The sequence below is a fragment of the Agromyces mariniharenae genome, assembly GCF_008122505.1.
GTDB lineage: Bacteria > Actinomycetota > Actinomycetes > Actinomycetales > Microbacteriaceae > Agromyces > Agromyces mariniharenae.
In genome coordinates, this window is the sequence record NZ_VSSB01000002.1 from 200,548 (window position 1) to 223,624 (window position 23,077).

General features: G+C 73.2%; 21 protein-coding genes. 9 read left to right on the top strand and 12 right to left on the bottom strand.

Annotated elements, in window-relative coordinates:
- Positions 1-52 precede the first annotated feature (52 nt).
- Positions 53-2,644, bottom strand: a complete 2,592-nt coding sequence (locus FYC51_RS14270) for a penicillin acylase family protein (RefSeq protein WP_148734477.1) — start codon at positions 2,642-2,644, stop codon at positions 53-55.
- An 84-nt stretch (positions 2,645-2,728) separates the two neighbouring features.
- Positions 2,729-3,691 carry a 2,3,4,5-tetrahydropyridine-2,6-dicarboxylate N-succinyltransferase gene (dapD, locus tag FYC51_RS14275; RefSeq protein WP_148734478.1) on the bottom strand — a complete coding sequence of 321 codons (963 nt, stop codon included), beginning with the start codon at positions 3,689-3,691 and terminating at the stop codon, positions 2,729-2,731.
- A 72-nt stretch (positions 3,692-3,763) separates the two neighbouring features.
- Between dapD and dapE the strand changes: the two genes are divergently transcribed.
- The 3 genes from dapE to FYC51_RS14290 all read left to right on the top strand — a co-directional run bounded on the left by dapE (position 3,764) and on the right by FYC51_RS14290 (position 6,440).
- A complete protein-coding gene (gene dapE, locus FYC51_RS14280) occupies positions 3,764-4,864 on the top strand; it encodes a succinyl-diaminopimelate desuccinylase (RefSeq protein WP_148734479.1) in 1,101 nt (366 codons plus the stop codon).
- 11 nt (positions 4,865-4,875) lie between these two features.
- Positions 4,876-6,105 carry a hypothetical protein gene (locus tag FYC51_RS14285; RefSeq protein WP_238476397.1) on the top strand — a complete coding sequence of 410 codons (1,230 nt, stop codon included), beginning with the start codon at positions 4,876-4,878 and terminating at the stop codon, positions 6,103-6,105.
- Between the two features lie 161 nt (positions 6,106-6,266).
- Positions 6,267-6,440, top strand: coding sequence for a DUF3117 domain-containing protein (locus tag FYC51_RS14290; protein ID WP_067875042.1), 174 nt, complete (start codon positions 6,267-6,269; stop codon positions 6,438-6,440).
- 1 nt (position 6,441) lies between these two features.
- On the opposite strand, the gene FYC51_RS14295 is transcribed toward FYC51_RS14290, so the two are convergent.
- Positions 6,442-7,074: an O-methyltransferase gene (locus FYC51_RS14295; protein ID WP_148734480.1), complete on the bottom strand. Its 633-nt coding sequence runs from the start codon at positions 7,072-7,074 to the stop codon at positions 6,442-6,444.
- Between the two features lie 85 nt (positions 7,075-7,159).
- Between FYC51_RS14295 and FYC51_RS14300 the strand changes: the two genes are divergently transcribed.
- A complete protein-coding gene (locus FYC51_RS14300) occupies positions 7,160-7,558 on the top strand; it encodes a twin-arginine translocase TatA/TatE family subunit (RefSeq protein WP_187432676.1) in 399 nt (132 codons plus the stop codon).
- A gap of 55 nt (positions 7,559-7,613) precedes the next feature.
- Here the strand turns inward: FYC51_RS14300 and FYC51_RS14305 are convergent, their stop codons facing one another.
- A complete protein-coding gene (locus tag FYC51_RS14305; protein ID WP_148734482.1) occupies positions 7,614-9,164 on the bottom strand; it encodes a succinic semialdehyde dehydrogenase in 1,551 nt (516 codons plus the stop codon).
- Between the two features lie 56 nt (positions 9,165-9,220).
- On the opposite strand from FYC51_RS14305, the gene FYC51_RS14310 reads away from it, so the two are divergent.
- Both FYC51_RS14310 and FYC51_RS14315 read left to right on the top strand, forming a co-directional pair.
- Positions 9,221-10,588: an MFS transporter gene (locus FYC51_RS14310; protein WP_148734483.1), complete on the top strand. Its 1,368-nt coding sequence runs from the start codon at positions 9,221-9,223 to the stop codon at positions 10,586-10,588.
- On the top strand, positions 10,585-12,204 hold the full coding sequence (locus FYC51_RS14315; protein ID WP_148734484.1) for a pyridoxal phosphate-dependent decarboxylase family protein: 1,620 nt from the start codon (positions 10,585-10,587) through the stop codon (positions 12,202-12,204). The genes FYC51_RS14310 and FYC51_RS14315 overlap by 4 nt, the downstream gene beginning before the upstream one ends.
- 19 nt (positions 12,205-12,223) lie before the next feature.
- Here FYC51_RS14315 and FYC51_RS14320 read toward each other — a convergent pair whose 3' ends face one another.
- From FYC51_RS14320 to FYC51_RS14340, 5 genes are read right to left on the bottom strand one after another with little or no spacing between them, the layout of a single operon-like run.
- Positions 12,224-12,640: a hypothetical protein gene (locus tag FYC51_RS14320; RefSeq protein WP_148734485.1), complete on the bottom strand. Its 417-nt coding sequence runs from the start codon at positions 12,638-12,640 to the stop codon at positions 12,224-12,226.
- A 58-nt stretch (positions 12,641-12,698) separates the two neighbouring features.
- On the bottom strand, positions 12,699-13,583 hold the full coding sequence (locus tag FYC51_RS14325) for a hypothetical protein (protein ID WP_148734486.1): 885 nt from the start codon (positions 13,581-13,583) through the stop codon (positions 12,699-12,701).
- Positions 13,584-13,596: 13 nt separating this feature from the next.
- The gene (locus FYC51_RS14330) at positions 13,597-14,763 is read right to left on the bottom strand and encodes an Mrp/NBP35 family ATP-binding protein (RefSeq protein ID WP_148734487.1); all 1,167 of its coding nucleotides are present in this window, start codon (positions 14,761-14,763) and stop codon (positions 13,597-13,599) included.
- A complete protein-coding gene (locus FYC51_RS14335; RefSeq protein WP_148734488.1) occupies positions 14,750-15,271 on the bottom strand; it encodes a DUF1003 domain-containing protein in 522 nt (173 codons plus the stop codon). Before FYC51_RS14335 ends, FYC51_RS14330 begins: the two co-directional genes overlap by 14 nt.
- Positions 15,258-16,589: a magnesium transporter MgtE N-terminal domain-containing protein gene (locus tag FYC51_RS14340; protein ID WP_148734489.1), complete on the bottom strand. Its 1,332-nt coding sequence runs from the start codon at positions 16,587-16,589 to the stop codon at positions 15,258-15,260. The genes FYC51_RS14335 and FYC51_RS14340 overlap by 14 nt, the downstream gene beginning before the upstream one ends.
- 78 nt (positions 16,590-16,667) lie before the next feature.
- Here FYC51_RS14340 and FYC51_RS14345 point away from each other — a divergent pair, with 78 nt between their 5' ends.
- On the top strand, positions 16,668-17,384 hold the full coding sequence (locus tag FYC51_RS14345) for a YflT domain-containing protein (protein WP_187432677.1): 717 nt from the start codon (positions 16,668-16,670) through the stop codon (positions 17,382-17,384).
- 82 nt (positions 17,385-17,466) lie between these two features.
- Positions 17,467-17,808, top strand: a complete 342-nt coding sequence (locus FYC51_RS14350; protein ID WP_222863289.1) for a TIGR02611 family protein — start codon at positions 17,467-17,469, stop codon at positions 17,806-17,808.
- 37 nt (positions 17,809-17,845) lie between these two features.
- On the opposite strand, the gene FYC51_RS14355 is transcribed toward FYC51_RS14350, so the two are convergent.
- Both FYC51_RS14355 and FYC51_RS14360 read right to left on the bottom strand, forming a co-directional pair.
- On the bottom strand, positions 17,846-19,405 hold the full coding sequence (locus tag FYC51_RS14355) for an aminopeptidase P family protein (protein ID WP_148734490.1): 1,560 nt from the start codon (positions 19,403-19,405) through the stop codon (positions 17,846-17,848).
- A 29-nt stretch (positions 19,406-19,434) separates the two neighbouring features.
- Entirely contained in the window at positions 19,435-20,454 is a 1,020-nt protein-coding gene (locus tag FYC51_RS14360; protein ID WP_148734491.1) for an endonuclease/exonuclease/phosphatase family protein, read from the bottom strand.
- A gap of 89 nt (positions 20,455-20,543) precedes the next feature.
- On the opposite strand from FYC51_RS14360, the gene FYC51_RS14365 reads away from it, so the two are divergent.
- The gene (locus tag FYC51_RS14365; protein WP_148734492.1) at positions 20,544-21,413 is read left to right on the top strand and encodes a PHP domain-containing protein; all 870 of its coding nucleotides are present in this window, start codon (positions 20,544-20,546) and stop codon (positions 21,411-21,413) included.
- Positions 21,414-21,467: 54 nt separating this feature from the next.
- Here FYC51_RS14365 and FYC51_RS14370 read toward each other — a convergent pair whose 3' ends face one another.
- Positions 21,468-22,949: a DEAD/DEAH box helicase gene (locus tag FYC51_RS14370; protein ID WP_148734493.1), complete on the bottom strand. Its 1,482-nt coding sequence runs from the start codon at positions 22,947-22,949 to the stop codon at positions 21,468-21,470.
- Between the last annotated feature and the right edge of the window lie 128 nt (positions 22,950-23,077).

The following is a 23,077-nucleotide window of genomic DNA, read 5'->3' on the forward strand; positions in this document are numbered from 1 at the left end:
CGACCCCTCCGCCTGACGCTCCGGGCGCGGCCGGCGTGCGCCGGCCCGACCGTCAGCCGCCCGCCGGCTGCAGCTGGAGGGTCTCGCTCGCGGCCTCCCGCACGGCGTCCATGGTGAACGGCCAGTCGCGCGTCTCGCCCTCCTGCCAGAGCGGGGCCTGGTCCGCGTAGTGCCCGTGGAAGGCGTGGCCCGACGCGCCGGTGAGGTTGATCCACCGCGACGCGTCGAGGTCGTCGAGGTCGACGATCATGCGCATCGACGGCACCCAGTCGACGTCGTAGCCGAGGCTCGCGTCCCAGCCGATCGCGTTCACGATCGACGAGCCGCCGCCGACCTCGTAGGGACCGCGATTGAAGAGCCACTCGATCGGGGCGATGCCCGACTGCCCGAAGCTCTGGTTCGTGAGCGTGAGCGTGTGCAGCCGGCCCCAGCGCCACCGGTCGGAGTCGGTGCCCATGCGGTCGGAGGCCTCGTCCCACGCGTGGTCGAGCGCGTTGGCGAGCATCGCGTCGCGGCCGGCGACCCCCTGCTCGTCGTTCGTCCACCAGCGCGCGTCGGGCTCGTCGAGCAGCCCGTCGACCACGCCGTACCAGCGGTCTCCGCCGACCGGCCGGGTCGACTCGGGCAGCGAGCCGAACATGTCGTCGAGCAGGTTCCGCCAGAACACGGCGAAGTACGCCGCCTGCGCGCTGTCGACGTCGGCGCGGCCGTCCCAGCCGTCGAGGAGCTCGGCGCCGCGCGCAGCGTCGCCCTCGAGCGGCAGTTCGGCGATCACCGGCAGGATGGCGGCGGCGTTCACGTCCGCGGTGTCGAGCTGCATCTCGGCGAGGTCGTCGGGGCTGAGCTTCGCGCCGTCGGCGATGCGCTCCTGCAGCATCTGCTCGATGGTCTCCGCCCGGTACCCGAGGTCCCAGTCCTGCGTGAGCGTCGGGCCGTCGGCGCTCACGGGGTTGTTCGCCGTGACGACCCAGCCGCGCTCGGGGTTGAGCATCGAGGGCAGCTGGTCGAAGGGCACCATGCCGCTCCAGCCGTTGGCGCTCGTCCAGCCGGGCATGGGCACCGTGCCGTCGCCGGCGCGACGGATCGGGATCGAGCCGGGCGCCTGGTAGCCGATGTTGCCGTCGACGTCGGCGTAGATCAGGTTCTGCGCGGGGACGTCGAACAGGTCGGCCGCCCCGCGGAAGTCGGTCCAGTCCTCGGCGCGGTTCAGCGCGAAGACGGCGGCGGCGGTGGTGCCCGGGGTCAGCGCCGTCCACTGCAGCGACAGCTCGTACTCGCCATCGGGGGCGCCGGATGTCGCGGGGTACTCGGCCGCGATCTCGCCGAAGTCCGACCCGATGTCGGTCACGATCGGCCCGCGCGCCGTGGAGCGGACCGTGAAGGTGACGGGGTCGCCGCCGGCCACCTCGATGGTCTCCTCGCGAACGGTGAGCGGAATCGCCTGGCCGTCGAGTTCGTAGGTGTCCCCGTCGACCTTCTCGAGGTAGAGGTCGGCCACGTCGGGCCCGAGGTTGGTGAAGCCCCACGCGATGCGATCGTTGTGGCCGATGATCACGCCGGGCAGGCCGGAGAACGTGTAGCCGGCGACGTCGAAGTCGCAGTCGTCCCGGGCCTCGGCGCAGTGCAGGCCCATCTGGGTCCAGATGGAGGGCATCGCGGGCCCGAGGTGCGGGTCGTTGGCGAGCAGCGGCATCCCCGACTCGGTGAGCGCGCCCGAGACGACCCAGGAGTTCGAGCCGAGCTCGCCGCCGTCGGGTCCGAGCAGCTCGGGCACGTCGTCGAGGAGCGCTTCGAGTGACGCGAGGGGTGCGGCGATCGCGTCGGCCGTCTCGGGATCGAGCGTCGAGGGCGCGGTCGAGGGGCTCGGGGATGCCGCGCCGGGCAGCGCCTCGGCGTCGAGCCCGGCGGGGGCCGCGGCGGCCGGAATCCCCTGCATGATCGTCGGCATCGAGTCCCACGCGAACCCGGGGTGCAGGCGGGCGACCTCCTCGGCCGGCAGCTCGCTTGCGAGGAGCGCGCGGTCGACCTCGTCGACGAGGTTCGAGCGCAGGTCCCAGGCCATGGCCTTCAGCCAGGCGATGGAGTCGACCGGCGTCCACGGCTCGGGCGCGTACCCCGGGTTCTGGAGGCCGAGCACGGCGTACTCGAGGGAGAGGTCGGCGCCCGAGCGCTCCTCGAGGTAGGCGTTCACGCCCTGCGCATACGCCTCGTAGTAGCCGCGCGTCGCCGGGTCGAGCAGGGCGTACTCCTGCTCGGCGATGCCGCGCCAGTCGAGCGTGCGGACGAATGCGTCGGTGGCGACCTGCGACGCGCCGAAGAGCTCGGCGACGCGTCCGGCGGTCACGTGCCGGCGGAAGTCCATCTCCCAGAACCGGTCCTGCGCGTGCACGTAGCCCTGCGCGAGGAAGAGGTCGTGGTCGGTCTCGGCCACGAGCTGCGGGATGCCGGCATCGTCGCGGTAGACCGTGACCGCGGCGGTGAGGCCCGGCACCTCGAGGCGGCCGCTCGTGGTGGGGAAGGAGCGCTGCACCGTCCACCAGCCGAGGCCGGCCGCGGCGACCACGAGCACGAGCACCGCGATGAGCAGGCCCGTCAGGAACGCGAGTCCCCGATGCCGATGGGTCCTGGGTGCGTCGGTCCCCACGTCACTCCTTCGTGATGCGCACGGCGACGGCCGCCGACCGGCGGCCTGAGGACCCCACTGTAGTCGACGACGCCGCGCGTCGCGTCAGGCGTGCAGCGCGGCGTTCAGGGCGACGCCGTCGCCCGTGCGCGAGAGCACCTCGACCTGCCCGTTGAGGGAGTTGCGGCGGAAGAGCAGGTTGGGCACGCCCGAGAGCTCGACGGCCTTCACGGTGCGGCCGGCCTCGCCCGCCCCGCCCACCACGACGACCTTCGTGCCGGCCGTGACGTAGAGGCCCGCCTCGACGACGGAGTCGTCGCCGATCGAGATGCCGATGCCCGAGTTCGCCCCGAGCAGGGCGCGCTCGCCGATCGCGACGCGCTGCGTGCCGCCGCCCGAGAGCGTGCCCATGATCGACGCGCCGCCGCCGATGTCGCTGCCGTCGCCGACCACGACGCCCTGCGAGATCCGGCCCTCCACCATCGACGTGCCGAGGGTGCCGGCGTTGAAGTTCACGAAGCCCTCGTGCATCACCGTGGTGCCGGGTGCGAGGTGGGCGCCGAGGCGCACGCGCGAGGCATCCGCGATGCGCACGCGGTCGGGCACGACGTAGTCGAGCAGGCGCGGGAACTTGTCGAGCCCGGTGGCGTGGATGCCGTCTCGCTGCAGCGTGGGGCGCAGCCGGGCGAAGTCGGCCGGGTGCACCGGGCCCGCGTTCGTCCACACGACCGCCGGGAGGTGGCCGAACACGCCGTCGAGGTTCACCTCGTTGGGCCGCACGACGAGGTGCGACAGCAGGTGCAGGCGCAGGTACGCGTCGGACGTGCCGGCGGGCGGCGCGTCGAGGTCGATCACGACGGTGACCGGCTCCACCGAGACGGCGCGGCGCTCGTCGCGCTCGGCGAGCGTTCGGAGCTCGATCGGCACGGGCGATCCGTCGTCGACGCCGAGCGCGGGCGACGGGTACCACGTGTCGAGCACGGTCCCGTCGGCGGCGACCGTCGCCAGGCCGTGACCCCAGGCGGTGCGGGGGGCAGGGGAGGAGGCGGTGTCGTCAGCTGCGGGCATGACTCCAGCGTATCCGCGGGCCGGCCGCCCGCGGCATCCGTGACGCCCGTGGTCGCTCCGTAGACTCGGAGCATGCCTGCTGACGCCTCGCCCCGGCCCGTGCTCGACCTCGCCGCAGACTCGGTGGCGATCACGCAGGCGATCTGCGACCTTCCGAGCGTGTCGGGCGACGAGACGCGCCTCGCCGACCTCGTCGTGGACGCCCTCGCGGATGCCGCGCATCTCGAGGTCATCCGCGACGGCGACACGGTCGTCGCCCGCACGAACCTCGGCCGCGAGCGCCGCGTCGTGATCGCTGGCCACCTCGACACCGTGCCGATCAACGGCAACCTGCCCACGCGCTTCGAGGTCATCGACGGCGAGCGCTACCTGTGGGGCCGCGGCACGGTCGACATGAAGGGGGGCGTCGCCGTGCAGCTGAAGCTCGCGGCGGAGCTCGCGGAACCCGCGTACGACATCACCTGGATGTGGTACGACCACGAGGAGGTCTCGGCCGAGCTGAACGGGCTCGGCCGCCTCGCGCGCAACCGCCCCGACCTGTTCACGGGCGACTTCGCGATCCTCGGCGAGCCGTCGAACTCCCGCGTCGAGGGCGGCTGCAACGGCAACCTCCGGGTCGAGCTGCGCGCCTACGGCGTGCGTGCGCACTCCGCCCGCAGCTGGGTGGGCGACAACGCCGTGCACAAGCTCGCGCCGGCGCTGGAGCGGCTCGCCGCCTACGAGGCCGCCACCATCGAGGTCGACGGGCTCGCGTACCGCGAGGGGCTGAACGCCGTGGGCGTCTCGGGCGGCATCGCGGGCAACGTGATCCCCGACGAGGCGATGCTGCACGTGAACTACCGCTTCGCGCCGAGCCGCACGGTGGCCGAGGCGATCGAGATCGTGCGCGACCTGTTCCCCGAGTACGAGCTCACGGTGGTCGACGAGGCGGAGGGCGCCCGGCCGGGCCTCGACGCCGACTTCGCCAAGCGCTTCGTGGCCGCCGTCGGCGGCCCGGCGCATCCGAAGTACGGCTGGACGGATGTCGCGCGGTTCAGCGCCATGGGCATCCCCGCCGTGAACTTCGGCCCGGGCGACCCGCTGAAGGCCCACGCCGACGACGAGCGGGTGGCGACCGACCAGGTCCTCCAGTGCGAGCGCGCCCTGCGGGCGTGGCTCACGGGCGCGGCCTGAGCGGGGAAGCCGTGACGAGCACGCCGGTCGAGCGGGAGCGCGATCCGTTCCGCGCGACCCGGTGGTCGCCGCGCGTGCGATGGCGGCTGCTGCCGTGGTGGGCGAAGGTGGCGATCGTCTACGCCGCATCCCGCGTGATCACCACGGTCTTCGTCCTCGCGCTCGCGAGCGTGCAGGGCCCCAACCCGTGGACGCAGGCCCGGCCGGGCTACTTCGAGTACGCCAACATGTGGGACGCGCTCTGGTACCGGATCATCTGGCTCGGCGGCTATCCGTCGACCCTGCCGGTCACCGACGGCGGGCAGGTGGGTGAGAACGCCTGGGCGTTCCTTCCGGTGTACCCCGCGCTCGTCGGCGCGCTCACCTGGCTCGCCGTGCCGTGGAACGTCGCGTCCGTGCTCGTCTCGGTGTCGGCGGGGCTCGGCGCCGCGCTCGTGTTCCACCGGCTCATGTCGCGGTTCCTCGAGCCCGACCGCGCGCTGTACGCGGTCGTGCTGTTCTGCGTCGCGCCCGTCGCGCCCATCATGCAGTTCGGCTACGCCGAGTCGCTCGGATTCCTCTGGCTGGCGCTCGCGCTCCTGCTCCTCGTCGATCGCCGCTACGGCTGGCTCTTCCCCGTCGTGCTCGCATGGTCGTTCACGCGGCCCGGGGCGCTCGCGTTCGCGCTGACGCTGGTGCTGCACTGGGCGTGGCGGTGGTACCGGCGCGACCGGGAGCCGTTCCCGGTGCGCGAACGCGTGCTCGCGGCATCCGCTGCCGTCTTCTCGGGGCTCGCGGGCCTCGCCTGGATCGGCATCGCCGGCGTCGCGACCGGCGACCTCATGGCCTACTTCGACACCGAGCTCGCCTGGCGCTCGGCGTACATCGGGTACCGCGAGCTCGTGCCCTTCACCGCGTGGTTCCAGTCGGGGGAGTGGTGGCTCGGCCAGCCCATGGGCACCATCGCGGTGATCGGCCTCGTCCTCGTGTTCGCGGTGCTCGTGGCCTCGCCGGCCGTCGCACGCCTCGGGAGCGACATCCGGTTGTGGTCGATCAGCTATGCGCTGTACCTGCTGGCCGTCTTCTTCCCGCAGTCGAGCACGTTCCGGCTGCTCGCGCCGCTGTTCCCGCTGCTCGGCGCGTTCGCGATCCCTCGGGCTCGGTGGTACCGATGGGGGCTCGTCGTGCTGTTCCTGGCCCTGCAGGTCGGCTGGCTCCTCATCTGCTGGGGCATCGACGGGCGCGACTGGACCCCGCCCTGATGCGTGCGCACATCGCCTGATGAGCAGCGGAATCGAGCGTGCGGATGCCGCGATGCGCGCGCTCCGGGCGCTGGAAGCGTTGTCCACAAGCCGGCCGGGATTTCCCAGCGCCGCTCGGGATGGCCGATAATGGAACGGTCAGCCACGAAAGGGGTAGCTCAATGGCGGCCATGAAGCCACGCACCGGAGACGGGCCTATGGAGGCTGTGAAGGAGGGTCGCCTCATCATCGTGCGGGTTCCGCTCGAGGGGGGCGGTCGCCTGGTCGTCTCGGTGAACGACGCTGAGGCCAAGGAGCTCTACGACGTCCTCGGTGGCGTCGTGAACCCCGCCTGACTCAGGCTCCCAGCTTCACGATCTGGAGCAGGCCGTCTCCCGCAGGGGAGACGGCCGTCGCTACGGCCGTCGACGCCGAGAGCTCCGAGTTGAGCTCGCGGAACGCGGTCGCGGCGTCGTCCCGGCGGGCCGGGTCGGCCACGCGACCCTTCCACAGCGCGCGGGCCACGAGCACGCAGCCGTACGGCTTCGCCAGGCGCAGGCCGTGCTCGACGTACTCGATCACCGACGGGGCATCCGCGTCGATGACGACGACGTCGTAGGAGCTCTCGTTCATGCGGGGGAGCACCTCGCTCGCCCGCCCCGCGATGAGTCGCACGCGCGCGGGAGCGATCCCCGCGTCGGCGAAGTGCTCACGGGCGTGCTGCTGGTACTCGTTCTCGGTGTCGATCGACGTCAGCATCGCGGTGCGGACGGTCTGCAGCATCCACAGGCCCGAGACACCGACGCCGGTGCCCACCTCGATGATCGACTCGGCGCGCGCGGCCGCGGCGATGACGCCGAGCTGCGCGCCGACCGCCGGCGAAACGGGATCGATGCCGAGCTCGAGGGACTGCTGCCTGGCCTTCGCGATGGCGTCGGACTCCACGACCGACTCGTCGACGTACTTCCAGTTCAGGTCTCGATCGGACACGTGCGGCTCCCGGGGATCTCTCGACCCCCAAGCCTACGGCGCGCCGCATGCGGCGAACACACGCCTCGCCGCCCACTATCCTGTAGTGGTGTTCGGTCTGACGTTCGAGAAGCTCCTCATCATCGGGGTGATCGCCGTCTTCCTGCTCGGGCCCGAGCGACTCCCGCACTACGCCGCCCAGCTCGGCCGTCTCGTGCGCTCGCTGCGCGACATGGCGACCGGCGCGAAGGACCGCGTGAAGGAGGAGATGGGCCCCGACTTCGACGACGTCGACTGGCGCAAGCTCGACCCTCGCCAGTACGACCCGCGTCGCATCATCCGCGAGGCCCTGACCGACGTCGACCCGTTCGCCGAGCCCCAACCGCCGAAGCCCGTCGTCGCCCGCGCGGCGGTCAACGAGAACTCCGCCTACCTCCAGCACAAGCGCAAGCGCGAGGTGCTCGGCGCGGGCGAGGCCGCGCCGTTCGACTCCGAGGCGACCTAGCTAGCCCCGCGGCACGTCAGCGTCGGCGGATGCCGCGCATCCCGCCAGCGGCACCTCAGCGTCGGCGGATGCCCCGGAGCACCCGGGCGAGCAGCATGAACGGCCCGGCCAGCACGGCGAAGTCCCGTCCGCTCGTCGGCAGCGGGATCACCCCGGTGGCTCGGGACACGGTGATGGGTTCGACGAATCGCAGGAGGCCCTCGGGTCCATTGCGGCGACCGAGCCCTGACGCCTTGACACCGCCCATCGGCGCGTCGACCGAGCCGAACGATCCCCGATAGCCCTCGTTCACGTTGATGCTCCCGGCCTCGAGCGCGTCGGCGATGCGCCGTGCGCGCCGCCTCGACCGGGTGAACACCGACGCGTTCAGCCCGTACTCGCTCGCGTTCGCCGCGACGACGGCCTCCTCCTCGCTGTCGACGAGGTAGAGCGACGCCAGGGCACCGAAGGTCTCCTCGGCGTGGATGCGCATGTCGGGGGTGACGCCGGTGACCACCGTCGGCTCGAAGACCCACGGGCCGAGATCGGGGCGCGCGCGCCCGCCGGCGATGACGGTCGCACCCTTCGCCACGGCGTCGTCGAGGTGCGCTTCGACGCGCTCGAGCTGGCCGGCGCTCGCCAGCGAGCCGAAGTCGGAGCCGAAGTCGAGCGACGTGCCGAGCTTCGCCGTCGCGATCCGGTCGACCAGCGCGCTCGTGAACGGACCCGCGATCGCTCGGTGCACGTAGATCCGCTCGGTCGAGACGCACAGCTGTCCCATCGAGGAGAAGCACGCGTAGGCGACGTCGGCCGCGGTGCGCTCGGGGTCGACGTCGTCGAGCACGATCACGGCGTTCTTGCCACCGAGTTCGAGCGAGGCGCCCACCAGTCGACGTCCGGCCTTCTCGGCGATCCGCCGGCCCACCGCCGTCGACCCGGTGAAGCAGATGTAGTCGACGTGGTCGGTGAGGGCCTCGCCGACCTCGTCTGCGGGACCGGCGACGACCGCCCACAGTGCCTCGGGCACTCCGGCGTCGATGAAGGCGCGTCGCAGGGCGAGCACGGTGAGCGCCGCCTGGTCGTCGGCCTTCTGCACCACCGCGCAGCCGGCGGCGAGGGCGGGCACGACGTCCATCGCGGCGAGGCTGAGCGGGTAGTTCCAGGGGGTGATGACCCCGGCGACGCCCTTCGGGCGGTAGCGGACCCGGGTCGTCATCGCGAGCGGGACGCCGGCCCGGCGGCCGCGACCTCGCAGCACGCGACGGGCGGACAGCGCGTTGTAGCGAGTGACGGATGCCGCTTGGTAGACCTCCTCGACCGCCTGCCCGCGGGTCTTGCCCGTCTCGAGCTGCACGAGGTCGAGCAGCTGCTCGCGCCGGTCGAGGATCAGGTCGTTCGCCCGCAGGAGGATCCGGCGCCGCGTGGCGAATCCCGCGCGCGCCCACGCAAGTTGCGCGAGTCGCGCCCGCGCCACCGCGTCGCGCACGTCGTCGGCGTTCGATCGGGGGAGCTCGTACAGGGTCTCGCCGGTCGAGGGAGTGGGCACGGCGGTGGTCTCGGAGCCCGACGCGACGACGTCGTCGGCGAGGCTCCGATACAGGTGGGGGGAGGCCATCGTGGCACGCATGAGCCACAGTCTAGGTCAGTTGTCCCACTTCGCCGCTCGATGAGTACACTGCCTCCATGACCGCACCGGAGCGATCCCTGTCCCGTGGCGTCGTGACCCGGTATGCGATCGGCTCGATCGGCACAGGCGGGTTCGCGACGCTGCCCGGCCTCGTGCTCGTGTACTACCTGACCGACACGCTCGGCGTGGCCGCGCTCGTGGCCGGACTCGTCGTGACCGCCGCGAAGGTGTGGGACGTCGTGATCGATCCGTGGATCGGCGAGCGCAGCGACCGGGCGCTCGCCCGCACCGGCACCCGGCGCACGTGGATGGTCGTGGGCGCGATCGCGCTGCCCGTCGGCTTCGTGCTCACCTTCGCGGTGCCGGCCGGGCTCGACCCCGCGGCATCCGGCACCTGGGTGTTCGTCGCGTTCCTCGCGACGGCGACGGCCTTCAGCCTGTTCCAGGTGCCGTACATCGCACTGCCGGCCGAGCTCACGAGCGACTACGACGCCCGCACCCGACTGCTCACCTGGCGCGTGGTGGTGCTGACGGTCGCGATCCTGCTGTTCGGCGCCGGCGGCCCCGAGGTGCGCGCCGCGTTCGCCGACGAGCACGTCGGCTACCTCGTGATGGCGATCGTGGCCGGCGTCGCGATCGGTGCGGGCATGCTCGTGGCCTCGTTCACCGCGGCTCGCGGTGCGCCGACGGGCTCGCACCAGGCGCGGAGCCTGCGCGCCGGGTACGCGGAGGGCTTCGCGGCACTCGGGCGCAGCCGCCCGTTCCGCGACCTGCTCGCGGCGTTCGTGCTGCAGGGCCTCGCGACCGGCGTCATGCTCGCAGGCGCCCAGTTCGTGGCGACGTGGGTGCTGCACGACGAGAGCGCCGTGACGTTCCTGTTCGTCGCGCTCATCGCGCCGGCCGTGCTCTGCGCGCCGGTCTGGCAGCAGGTGGCCCGCCGCGTCGGCAAGGAGCGCGGCTTCGCGATCGCGAGCGTGCTGTTCGCCGCGGCGGCCGCCTCGCTCGTGGGCATGCTCTGGGCGCCCGGCGCGTGGGTGTACGCGCCCGTCGCGCTCGCGGGCGCCGCCTACGCCGGCATGCAGTCGCTGCCGATGGCCATGCTGCCCGACGTGATCTCGCACGACGCGCGGCAGCACGGCGAGGGCCGCGCCGGCAGCTTCGGCGGCATCTGGACGGCGGGCGAGACCGCCGGAATGGCGCTCGGCGCGACGCTGCTCACGATCGCCCTCGCGGTCACGGGCTACGTCGAGTCGGCCGGCTCGACGGTGGTGGAGCAGCCCGCCGCGGCCGTCGTCGGCATCGTCGTGAGCTTCAGCCTCCTGCCCGCGGCGCTCGTGCTGCTGAGCCTCGTGCCGATCGGACGCTACCCGCTCCGCAGGCACGACATCCAGGCGGATGCCGCGCTCCGGGCGGTGGCCCTGTGAGCGTGTTCCGGCGCGACCCCGCCGAGGTCATCGCCGAACTCGAGTCGCTCCGCGCCGCCGACGCGCCCACCCACGGCGGACGCGTGCTCTCGTACGTCTACGACTCCGGCGAGCACGCGATCGACGAGCTGGCGGGCGAGGCGGCTCGGCTCGTGCAGCCCGTGAACGGGCTCGACCCCACCACGTTCACGTCGGTCGCCGCGATGGAGTCGGCCGTCGTCGGCTTCGCACGCCGCGTCTTCCACGGCGAGCCCGATGCCGCGGGCTCAAGCGGGTCCGGCTCGACGGCCGGCGCGGCGTTCGGAAGCGCCGACGACGACTCCGACGCCGACATCGTCGTCGGCTCGGTGACCTCGGGCGGCACCGAGAGCTGCGTGCTCGCGGTGAAGACGGCCCGCGACGACTGGCGGGCCGCCCGGGCGGGCACGCCTCGGATGCCGCGGCTCGTCGCGCCCGTCACGGTGCACGCGGCGTTCCACAAGGCGGCCGAGCTGCTCGGCCTCGCGCTCGACCTCGTCCCCGTCGACCCCGCGACCGGCGCCCCGACCGTCGACGACCTCGAGGCGCGCCTCGGCGACGACGTGGCGCTCGTGGTGGTCAGCGCACCGTCGTACCCGTTCGCGACGCTCGACCCGGTCGCCGAGGTCGCGGCCGTCTGCGCCGCCCGCCGCATCGCGCTGCACGTCGACGCCTGCATCGGCGGGTTCGCCCTCGCGTTCTGGCCCGACGACCTGCCCGCGTGGGACTTCGCGGTGCCGGGCGTGACGAGCCTCTCCGCCGACCTGCACAAGTACGGTTACGCCCCGAAGGGCGTCTCGGTGCTGCTCACGCGCGGCCGCGATCGCCAGCGGCGGCAGTACTTCGCGACGACGGCGTGGCCCGGCTACCCGGTCGTCAACCCGACGCTCGCGGGCTCCCGGCCCGCCGGCCCGCTCGCGGCATCGTGGGCGATCGTGCGGGCGCTCGGCGAGCCCGGATTCGTCGAGCTCACGGGCCGCGCCGCACGGGCGACGGCCGCCGTGCGCGCCCTCGTCGACGGCATCGAGGGGCTCCGGGTCGTGGGCGATCCGACCGGTCCGCTGCTCGCGGTCGCGACCGACGACGGGGTCGCGCCCGATCGGCGCATCGACCCGCACCACTGGGCGGATGCCGCGCGCACGGCCGGCTGGCACCTGCAGCTGCAGCCCGGCCTCGTGCAGCGCGACGGCACGCGACTGCCGCACACGACGCACCTCACGATCACGCCCGTGACCGAGTCGGTGCTGCCCGAGTTGTCGGCCGCGCTCGCGGCCGCCGCCGACGCGGTCCGCGGTGCGCCGCCGATCGACGGCGGCGAGCTCCTCGCCGGCCTGGCCGCGCAGCTGCCCGGTGGGGCGGACGCGCTCGCCGCGGCCGCCTCGGGCCTCGACAGCGAGGCGGCCGCGACGCTGCTCGCCGCGTTCGGGCTGCTCGGCGGCGCCGGTGCGACGGGTGCGCTGCCCGATCGGCTCGCGCCGGTGCTCGCCCTTGTCGAGGCGCTGCCCGGACCGCTCACCGAGCGACTGCTCGTCGAGCTGCTCGCGCGCGTGGTCGAACCGCGGCCCGCGGCCTCCGCCCGGCCCGCGGCATCCGACTGACACTGCTCACTGAAGCGGCTCAGCCGCCGAACCGGACGCTCGCGACCTGCATCGTGCCGTCCTCGTCGACCCGCACGACGCAGCGGACGGTGCGCTGCTCGCTCTCGCCGTCCTCGTCGTACGACACCGACCCCTGCGTGCGGTACTCGGCGTCGTCGACCTGCTCGACGTCGGAGAACAGCGGCAGGTCCTCGACCGTGTTGCCGCGGGCCTCGAGGTCGTCCTGGACGGCCGCCTGGCAGAGCGACTGCACCTGCGACTCGGGATCGGACGATCCGCCGCCCGTGTAGCGCAGGAACGTCGCGATGAGGCCCACGCCGAGGAAGACGAGCATGACCGGGATCGCCCAGCGCGCCCATTCGGGCAGGTTCGAGAACCACCCGCCGCCCGTCGATCCCGACGCGGCGGATCCACTCGACTGCTGCGCCTCGGTCATGCGTCGCATGCTAGTCCGCTCCCGTCGCCGCGTCGACGGACCTCTCCGGGGGGTGCTGCTATCCGCGGGGCGCTTCCAGGCCGCAGCGCTCGGCGTAGTACGCGTACAGCTCGGCCTTCAGCCCGGGGTCGCTCGGCACGTCGAGCCGGCCCGCGCGGCCGTCGCCCGTCGCGATCTCGAAGGGCAGGATCGTGCCGCGCTTGTCGTCGGCGATCGCGTGCGCGTCGCAGCGCGCCGGCCGCACCGGGAGCGTGAGCACGAGGGGTGGGTCGCCGGCCGCGACGTCGACGCCGAGGGTCCAGTCGATGCCGTCCTCGGCGTTCAGCAGGGTGGTGCCGTAGACCCGTTCGATGCGCATGGTCGTGTCGCCGGCGGCCACGGGCTCGATCGTCACGTCGATGAACGCGCGGCGGTCGGGGCCGCTGCCCGTCGAGCGCAGATGCTCGGGCAGCACGATCGCCGCCACGTCGGCGACCGACTCGGCCAGGCAGTCCTCGGCGTTCACGCGCGCGACCGTGTCGAACGGATCCTCGGCGGTGAGGTCGCCCGCCGCCTCCACGCCCGACGCCGTTCGGGCTGTCACGTGCACGACGACCGGGCCGGGCTCCGCGTCGCACCGGCTCTCGGGCAGGTCGAGCCGGATCGCGATCGCGTCGTCGGCTGCGAGCTCGAACGGCGTCGTGCGCTCGAGTCCGTCGGCGAGGGTCGGCGTCTCGACGGCGAATCCCTCGACCGTGACCGGGTCGTCGCCCGTGTTCTCGAAGCGCACGACGAGGCGTCCGTTGACGACGTCGAGGCGGCCCTGCTGGATGGCGACGGCGAGGCCGGCGGGCAGCGGCTCCTCGGCCGGTGCGCCGGGTGCCGAGCAGCCCGCGAGCACGGCCGAGGCTGCCGCGAGGGCGCCGATGAGCGCGAGCGAGCGGATGACGCGGGCGTGCGGCATCCTGCTCACCTGGTCACCGCACCGTGACGTCGAGGCGACGGCCGCCCAGGGAGCGGGGGAGCGCCGCGAGTCGCGCGGCGACGTCCTCGATCGCCCGCGCGGCGGGATCGTCGGGCGCGGCGACCACGACGGGCACGCCGGCGTCGCCGCCCTGGCGCAGCGCGATGCTCAGCGGGACGCTCGCGAGGAGCGGGACCGGCGACGGCTGGCCCTCCGAGAGGCGCTCGGCGACGAGCGCACCACCGCCCGAGCCGAACAGCTCGACCATGCCGTCGGGCCCCGCGAAGCCCGCCATGTTCTCGACCACGCCGACGATGCGCTGGCCGGTCTGGCGGGCGACGACGCCCGACCGCTCGGCCACGTCGGCGGCGGCGGGCTGCGGCGTCGTGACGACGACCACCTCCGCGTTCGGGAGCAGCTGGCCGAGCGAGATCGCCACGTCGCCCGTGCCGGGCGGCAGGTCGACGAGCAGCACGTCGAGATCGCCGAAGTACACGTCGGTGAGGAACTGCGAGAGCGTGCGATGCAGCATCGGCCCGCGCCACGCCACGGCGACCGAGGAGGCGCGCCCGCCGGGCTCGGTCGGCTCGACGAACATGCCGATCGAGATCACCTTCACGCCGTGCGCGACGGGCGGGAGGATCATCTCGTCGACCCGCGTCGGACGCGCGGCGTTGCCGTGCTCGTCGACGAGGCCGAGCAGGCCCGGGATCGAGAAGCCGTGCACGTCGGCGTCGACGAGCCCCACCGAGAGGCCACGCGCCGCGAGCGCGACGGCGAGGTTCGCGGTGAGCGTCGACTTGCCGACGCCCCCCTTGCCGCTCGTGATCGCGATGACGCGCGTGAGGCTGCCCGGCCCGAACGGGTTGCCGCGCGCGGTGCGTCCGCCGCGGAGACGCTCGGTGAGCGCGGCGCGCTGCTCGGGCGTCATGACCGAGAGGGTCACGTCGGCGTTGCCGGCACCGGCGACGGCCTCGGCCGCCTGCCGCACGTCGCGTTCGATGCGATCGGAGGCGGGGCATCCGACGATCGTGAGCCGGATTCCCACGTGCACGCGCCCGTCGTCGCCCGCCGTGACCGAGTCGACCATGTCGAGCTCGGTGATGGGCTTGCGGATCTCGGGGTCGATCACCGATCCGAGCGCCGCGCGGACGGACGCCTCGAGGTCAGGACGCGGCATGCTCGCGTTCCTCCTCGTCGCGCCGGTCGAGCTCCTCGAGCACCGCCTTCAGCTCGGCGCGGATGAAGTCGCGCGACGCCAGGTCGCGCACGGCGAGGCGCAGCGCGACGACCTCGCGGGCGAGGTACTCGGTGTCGGCGAGGTTGCGCTCGGCGCGCTGGCGGTCCTGCTCGATCTGCACGCGGTCGCGGTCGTCCTGCCGGTTCTGGGCGAGCAGGATGAGGGGCGCGGCGTACGAGGCCTGCAGCGAGAGCACGAGCGTCAGCGCCGTGAAGCCGATCGCGATCGAGTCGAAGCGCCACGGCTCGGGCGCGAACGTGTTCCACGCCATCCAGGTGATCGCGAACACCGACAGCCCGAGCAGGAAGCCCGGCGTGCCCATGCCGCGGGCGACCCACTCCGTGAAGCGGCCGAAGCGGTCGTTGTCGCCGGTCCCGCGGAAGGGCGCAGATCGGCGGATGCCTTTCGGGGTGTCGAACCGGCGGTCCTCGACGTCAACGCGTGCCATCTCCTGCCCTCCTTCCGTTCGGGATCGGGATGCTTCCGGTGGTCAGCTGGGCCCGCGCCGCGGCGCGGCGACCCACTTCGGTCTCCTCGGGATGACTTCGCCAGTCATCGGGCAGGAGGTAGTCGAGCACGTCGTCAATGGTCACCACCCCGACGAGTCGATGCTTCTCGTCGACGACCGGCACCGACACGAGGTCGTAGCTCGCGAGGATGCGGCTGACCTCGGCGGCGGAGGTGTCGGCGGTCACGGGCTCGAGGCCCTGGTCGATGAGGGTGCCCATGCGCTCGTGCGGCGGGTAGCGCAGCATCCGCTGGAAGTGCACCATGCCGAGGAACCGGCCCGTGGGCGGCTCGTAGGGCGGGAGGGTGACGCACACCGCGGCGCCGAGGGCGGGCGGCAGGTCGTGCCGGCGGATGAGCGCGAGGCCCTCGGCCACGGTCGCGTCGGCGGACACGATGATCGGCTCGGTCGTCATGAGGCCGCCCGCGGTGTCGGGCCCGTAGGAGAGGAGGAAGCGCACGTCGTCGGCCTCCTCGGGCTCCATGAGCTCGAGCAGGTGCTCGCCGCGCTCCTCGGGCAGCTGCGCGATGAGGTCGGCGGCGTCGTCGGGCTGCATGTGGTCGAGCACGTCGGCGGCGCGGTCGTCGCCGAGCCGGGCCAGGATGTCGACCTGGTCGGACTCGGGCATCTCCTCGAGCACGTCGGCGAGCCGGTCGTCGGAGAGCTCCTCGGCGACCTCCTGCCGGCGCTGGGCCGGCAGGTCGAGCAGGGTGTTCGCGAGGTCGGCGGGCTTCAGCTCGGAGTAGGTGGCGATGAGCTGCTCGGCCGACTGCGCCTCGCCCTTCGGCGCGAGCTCGCGCACCTCGCGCCAGGTGACGTAGGCCGACTGGCCCTTCGCGAACGGCGACGCGCTGGTCTTCGGCCGGCGCACGAAGAGCTGGTCGACCTCCCACTCGCCGAGCTCCTGCTCCTCGATCGCGACGTCCTCGATGGTCGCCTCGCCCGAGCCGTCGTTGAAGACCACCTTGCGGCCGAGCATCTCGGCGATCACGCGCACCTCGCCGCCGCGCTGCTCGAAGCGGCGCAGGTTGATGAGGCCCGTCGTGATGATCTGGCCGCCGCCGATCGACGTGACGCGCCCGATGGAGACGAACACGCGCCGCTTGCCGGGGATCTCGACGATGAGGCCCACCACGCGCGGAGGGTCGTTCTTGCGGTACACGACGAGGACGTCGCGCACCTTGCCGACCCGATCCCCGGCGGGGTCGAAGACGGCGCACCCGGCGAGTCGGGCGACGAAGACTCTCGTGGCGCTCACGACTACCAACTTAGCCCCCGGAACCGGGAAGGCGGCCCGTTCCCGGCCCGGTGCAGGAGCCCGTGGGACAATGTCCGGGTGAGCAACCCTGGACCCTTCGGCGGCCGGACGGCGCGCCAGTTCCCGACCCTGCCCAAGGGCGAGACCGTGGCGAGCTTCGAGACCTACCAGGAGGCGCAGGCCGCGGTCGACAAGCTCGCGAAGGCCGCCTTCCCGGTGAAGGAGCTCGCGATCGTCGGCACCGACCTCACGAGCGTCGAGCGGATCACGGGCGTGCTGACGTGGGGCCGCGCGGCCGGCGCCGGCGCGCTCTCCGGCGCCTGGTTCGGCACGTTCCTCGGGCTGCTCTTCTTCATCTTCTCGCCGACCGGCGCGGGTCTCGGCATCCTCGGCTCGGCCATCCTCATCGGCGCCGGGTTCGGCATGATCTTCGGCCTCGTCTCGTACTCGATCAACCGCCGCCGTCGCGACTTCACGTCGGTCATGCAGGTGCTCGCCACGCGCTACGCGATCATCGCGGAGCCCGAGCACGTCGCCCGGGCACGCACGGTGCTGGGCACGGATGCCGCGGGCCTCGCGTCCGCCGCACCCCGACCGGTCGTGACGCCCACCGCCCCGTCAGCGCCGCCGACCTCGTCGCAGCCGGTCGCCGGCGAGCCCGACGCGCCGGCGCCGGCCGCGCCGCAGCCCGGTGCAGCCGAGGGCGAGGACGCCGCCCGCCCGCTCACCTACGGCGAGGCGCAGGACGCCGCCCGACGCGCGGCCCGTGAGCGGCGCGACGCCGGCGAGTCCTGACGGCGCGCGCACCGCAGGTCCTCCCGCGTTGGGGCCTTCGGGTCGCGGCGCTTTGCCAGTTTCGCGATATATCGTGTCCGCCATGGTCACGCAGCCCGAGCTCGAACGCGGCATCGCCGAGGCCGAGCGGCCCGATCGCCCGGTGCGGCGGATGCTGCGCGGCATCCGTCGACGGATCGACCGGCACCCCCGGCTGCGCGTCGCCTACCGGGCAGGGGTCGGCGCGCTCGGCGGCGTGATCGCGGTCGGCGGACTGCTGCTCGTGCCGCTGCCCGGACCGGGCTGGCTCGTCGTGTTCCTCGGCCTGGCGATCCTCGGCACCGAGTTCGCGTGGGCGAAGCGCCTGGCGGCGTTCACCAGGCGCCAGCTCGCCCGGTTCTGGGCGTGGTGGCGCGCACGCCGCGCGGCGTCCGCGCAGGGCTGACCCGCCGGCGCTCCGGAGTCGCTGCGGGTCGGAAGCCTCAGCCGCGGCTCGCGCGCACCCAGGCCTCGACCTCGTCGACCGTGCGCGGGATGCCCGCCGAGAGGTTCTCGGCGCCGTCTGCGGTCACGAGGATGTCGTCCTCGATGCGCACTCCGATGCCGCGGAACTCCGCGGGCACGGTGAGGTCGTCGGGCTGGAAGTACAGTCCGGGCTCGATCGTGAACACCATGCCGGGAGCGAGCTCCCCGTCCATGTACAGCGACCGGCGGGCCTGCGCGCAGTCGTGCACGTCGAGTCCCAGGTGGTGGCTCGTGCCGTGCACCATGTACCGGCGGTGGAACTGGTTGTCGGGCTCGAGCGACTCCTCGGCCGAGACGGGCAGGAAGCCCCATTCCGCCGTCTTCCGGGCGATGACCGCCATCGCGGCGGCGTGCACCTCGCGGAAGATCGCACCGGGCCGCACGACCGCGAACGCGGCATCCGCGGCCTCGAGCACGGCCTCGTAGACCTGGCGCTGCACGGGCGAGAACGTGCCGTTCACCGGGAACGTGCGCGTGATGTCGGCGGTGTAGTAGCTGTCGCGCTCGACGCCGGCGTCGAGCAGCACGAGGTCGCCGGGCACGACGGGGCCGTCGTTGCGGGTCCAGTGCAGGATCGTGGCGTGCGGGCCGGCCGCGGCGATCGAGCCGTAGCCGACGTCGTTGCCGTCGAGGCGGGCGCGCGTCGCGAAGACGCCCTCGATGACCCGCTCGCCGCGCACCTCGGAGGTGATGCGGGGGAGCTCCTCGAGCACCTCGGTGAAGCCGCGCTGCGTCGCGTCGATGGCGGCGCGGAGCTCGGCGACCTCGTAGTCGTCCTTCACGAGGCGCAGCTCGGACAGGACCCGGGCCAGCTCCGCGTCGGGCTCGTGCTCGGCGTTCACCTCGAGCGAGAACGGGGTGTCGGCCGCGTTGGTCGACAGGGCCATCTCGGCCGCGAAGCGGATGCGGGCGTGGTCGACGCGGTCGGTGATCGCCGGGTCGGCCTCGCGCACGACGAGCGTCGCGGTGTCGACCCGCGAGAGCACGTGGTCGAGGTCGGCGACGTCGCTCGTCGCGATCGCCAGGTCGGCGGCGACGTGGGCGAGCGAGGGGCGGGCGCCGATCCAGAACTCGCCGATCGCGGGGTTGGCGTAGAACTCCTCGGAGTCGCGCCCTGCGCGCTCGCGGAAGAAGACCGTGGCCTCGTGGCCATCGGGGGTCGGCTCGAGGACCAGCACCGCACCCGGCTCGGAGTCGGAGCCCCAGCCGGTGAGGTGCGCGAACGCGGAATGGGCCCGGAACGGGTAGTCGGTGTCGTTCGCGCGCTGCTTCATGTCGCCGGCGGGCACGATGACCCGCTGCCCGGGGAAGGCGGCCGAGACGGTCGCGCGACGCGCCGCCGCGTGGGCGGCCTGCTCGCGCGCGGGCGGCAGGGTCTCGTCGCGCTCGGCCCAGCCGCTGCCGATGTAGCGCTTGAAGCCCTCGGAGCCCGGGGTGGTCGAGCGATTCGCGTTGCGGCCCTCCTCGTCGGGGGCGGTGGGTGCGGTGGTCGTGCTGGTGTCGCTCGTCTCGGACATGTGCTCCATTCTCGCACCGTCCGAGGGCCTCATCCGACGGGCGTCAGCGTCGCGACGACTGGGCGGTGATCGCTGCCGGCGTGGTCGACGTCGCCGATCACCCGGAACGCGTCGACCCGCCAGCCCGGGGTCGCGAGCACGTGGTCGATCGGGCTGCCGAGGAGCTCGGGCACATCGGTCGGCCAGGTCCCGAGGCCGCCGGCCCCCGCCGCCACAGCCGCATCCCGGCACCGGCCGAGGTCGCCGCCGTCGATCCCCCGGCCAGCGAAGTGGTCGACGGTCGCGTTGAAGTCGCCCGCCATGATCACGTTCTCGCCGGCGCACTGCTCGGCGAGCCAGTCGAGGTCGCTGCGCCAATTGCGCAGCTCCCACCGGATCGGGGCGACCGCGTGCACCGCGACGATGCGCGGGCCGTCGCCGTCGACGGGCTCGGCCACGATCGACGGCAGCGTGTTGGTGTTGCCGGGCGGCCCGGGGGAGAGCGCCGACGCCACCTCGTAGTCGCCGAGGTCGGGCGAGATGAGGATCGTCGTCGAACGGGCCTTCGCGATGTCGTCGAAGGCGACCGTGTGCACCCACATCGGCCGCCCGCCCTCGCGCATCGCGATCGCGACCTCCTCGCCGAGCGGGTCGGTCGTCTCGGGCAGCACCACCACGTCCGCGCCCTCGTCGAGTGCCAGTCCGGCGATGGTCGCGGCCTCGGGCACCTCGCCGAGGGTGTTCCAGCTCAGCACCGTCACGGATGCCGCGTCGCCCGCGGCATCCGACCCGCCGAGGCCGCGCACGGCGAGCACCGTGACGTTGCCCACGGCGTAGAGCGCGAGCACGACCGCCATCGCGATACCGAAGACGCGAGTGGCGCGGGGGATCACCGCCAGTGCGAGCACGAGTGCGGCCACGCCCGCGCACGCCGCTGCCGCTCCGCGGAGCGCCACGACGTGCGCCGCCACCCACTGGTTCTGCAGCCCGAAGGCCTGCGGCCACAGGAGCACGGCCGCGACCAGGACGGTGCCGAGCACGAGTGCCCAGCCGAGGATGCGGGGGAGCATTCCATCCACCCTAGGGGAGGCTCGGCGCGCGTGGCCGAGGCGCCGCCGCCGATCGGCTGGGAGGAGGATGCCGGGACTAGCATGAGGGGATGCCAGCAGCCCCCCTCACCGTCGGCGAGGCGGACCTGCACGCGCACTCGACCGTCTCCGACGGAACGGAGTCTCCGGCCGAGCTCATGGCGCAGGCGGCCGCGGCCGGGCTCTGGGGCGTCGCCCTCACCGACCACGACTCCACGAGCGGCTGGGCCGAGGCGGCGGCCGCGGTGCCCGACACGGGCGTGGTGCTCATCCCGGGCATGGAGCTGTCGACGCGCGAGGGCTTCATGAGCGTGCACATGCTCGCCTACCTCGTGGACCCGCTCGACGAGCGCCTGCTCGCCGAGACCTCGCGCATCCGCGAGTCGCGCCTCACGCGCGCCGAGGAGATCGTGCGGCGCATCGGCCGCGACTACGACCTCAGCTGGGACGACGTGCTCGCGCAGACCAGCGAAGGCGCCACGATCGGCCGTCCGCACATCGCCGACGCACTCGTCGCGCGCGGGCACGTGGCCACGCGGTCGGCGGCGTTCGCGGGCATCCTGCACCCGCGGGCCGGGTACGCGCAGCCGCACTACGCGCCTGATCCGCTCACGGGCGTGCGGCTCATCCGCGCCGCGGGCGGGGTACCCGTGCTCGCGCACCCGGGCACGCGCGGCGCCGAGCGGGTCATCCCACCCGAGCGCCTCGCGCGGCTCGTCGACGAGGGGCTCTTCGGCCTCGAGATCGACCACCCCGAGAACCGCGACGACGCCAAGGCCCGCCTCCGCGAGCTCGCGCGAGCGCACGGGCTCGCCGTCACCGGGTCGAGCGACTACCACGGCACGGGCAAGCCCAACCGGCTCGGGGAGCTGCGCACGGCGCCCGAGGTCGTCGAGCGCATCATCGCCGAGGGGCGGGGCTCGACGATCGTGACGCCATAGGGCCAGCCCTTCGGGCGCGCTTGGCGCCCGGGCCGGGGCCCGGGCGCCGACGGCTCAGGCCTGCGGGGCGGCCCCGCCGGTGCGCGGACCGCGACGGCGACGGCGACGACGCGGTGCCGCGTTGCCGTCGTGGTGCTCGTGGCCCTTGCCGTCGTGGGTGCCGGTGCCCGGCTCCTTGGCGGCGGCCACGGCCGAGTCGGCCTTCTCGGTCGCGGGTGCGCCGCCCTCGCCCGTGGGCTGGCCGCTGCGGGTGCGGCGACGCGAGCGCGAGCGCGGCGCGCGCTCGGCGCCCTCTGCGCGTCCCTCGCTGCGGCCCGCGGTGCTCGAGCGGGTCGGGGCGGCGGCGGCCGTGGGCTTCAGGCGGCCCTTGGTGCCCTCGGGGATGTCGAGGTCGCTGTAGAGGTGCGGGCTCGACGAGTACGTCTCGGTGGGCTCGGGCTGGCCGAACTCGAGGGCGCGGTTGATGAGCGCCCACTTGTGCAGGTCGTCCCAGTCGACGAACGTCACGGCGATGCCGGTCTTGCCCGCGCGGCCCGTGCGGCCGGCGCGGTGCAGGTAGGTCTTCTCGTCGTCGGGGATGGTGTGGTTGATGACGTGCGTCACGTCGTCGACGTCGATGCCGCGCGCCGCGACATCCGTGGCGATGAGCACGTCCTTCTTGCCCGCCTTGAAGGCGGCCATGGCGCGCTCGCGCTGGTCCTGGTTGAGGTCGCCGTGCACGGCCGCGGCGTTGAAGCCGCGGTCGTTGAGCTCCTCGACGAGCTTCGCGGCGGCGCGCTTCGTGCGCGTGAAGATGACGGTCTTGCCGCGTCCGTCGGCCTGGAGGATGCGCGAGATCACCTCGTCCTTGTCGAGCGAGTGCGCCCGGTAGATGAGGTGCTTGATGTTCGCCTGCGTGAGGCCCTCGTCGGGGTCGTTCGCGCGGATGTGGATGGGCCGCGTCATGAAGCGGCGCGCGAGCGCGACGATGGGGCCGGGCATCGTGGCGGAGAACAGCATCGTGTGCCGCGTCGCCGGGACCTTCGAGAAGATCTTCTCGATGTCGGGGAGGAAGCCGAGGTCGAGCATCTTGTCGGCCTCGTCGAGCACCACCTCGTGCGCGTCGGCGAGCGAGAGGATGCGCTGGTTCGCGAGGTCGATGAGCCGGCCCGGCGTGCCGACGACGATCTGGGCGCCGGCCTTCAGCTGCTCGATCTGGCCCTCGTAGGCCTTGCCGCCGTAGATCGAGACCACGGTGGTGGGGCGGTTGGAGGTCGCGAGCTCGAGGTCCTCGGTCACCTGCACCGCGAGCTCGCGGGTCGGGACGACGACGAGCGCCTTCACGCCCGGCCCGGGCGCGTCGCCGAGGCGCTGGATGAGCGGGAGGCCGAAGCCGAAGGTCTTGCCGGTGCCGGTCTTGGCCTGGCCGATGATGTCCTGCCCGGAGAGGGCGAGGGGGATGGTCTGCTCCTGGATGGGGAAGGCATCGACGATGCCCTTCCCGGCGAGGGCGTCGACGATGTCGGACGCGACGCCGAGGTCGGTGAAAGTAGTCAAGGATCTGCCTGTCGAGGTTCGTGATGAGGGGATGCGCCTCGTCTCGATCACAGGCGCATGGCCGCGGATCCAACGCCCGCATGCCCCTCCACACTATCGGAGTGAGCCTGTGAGCCTCTCGGACGGCG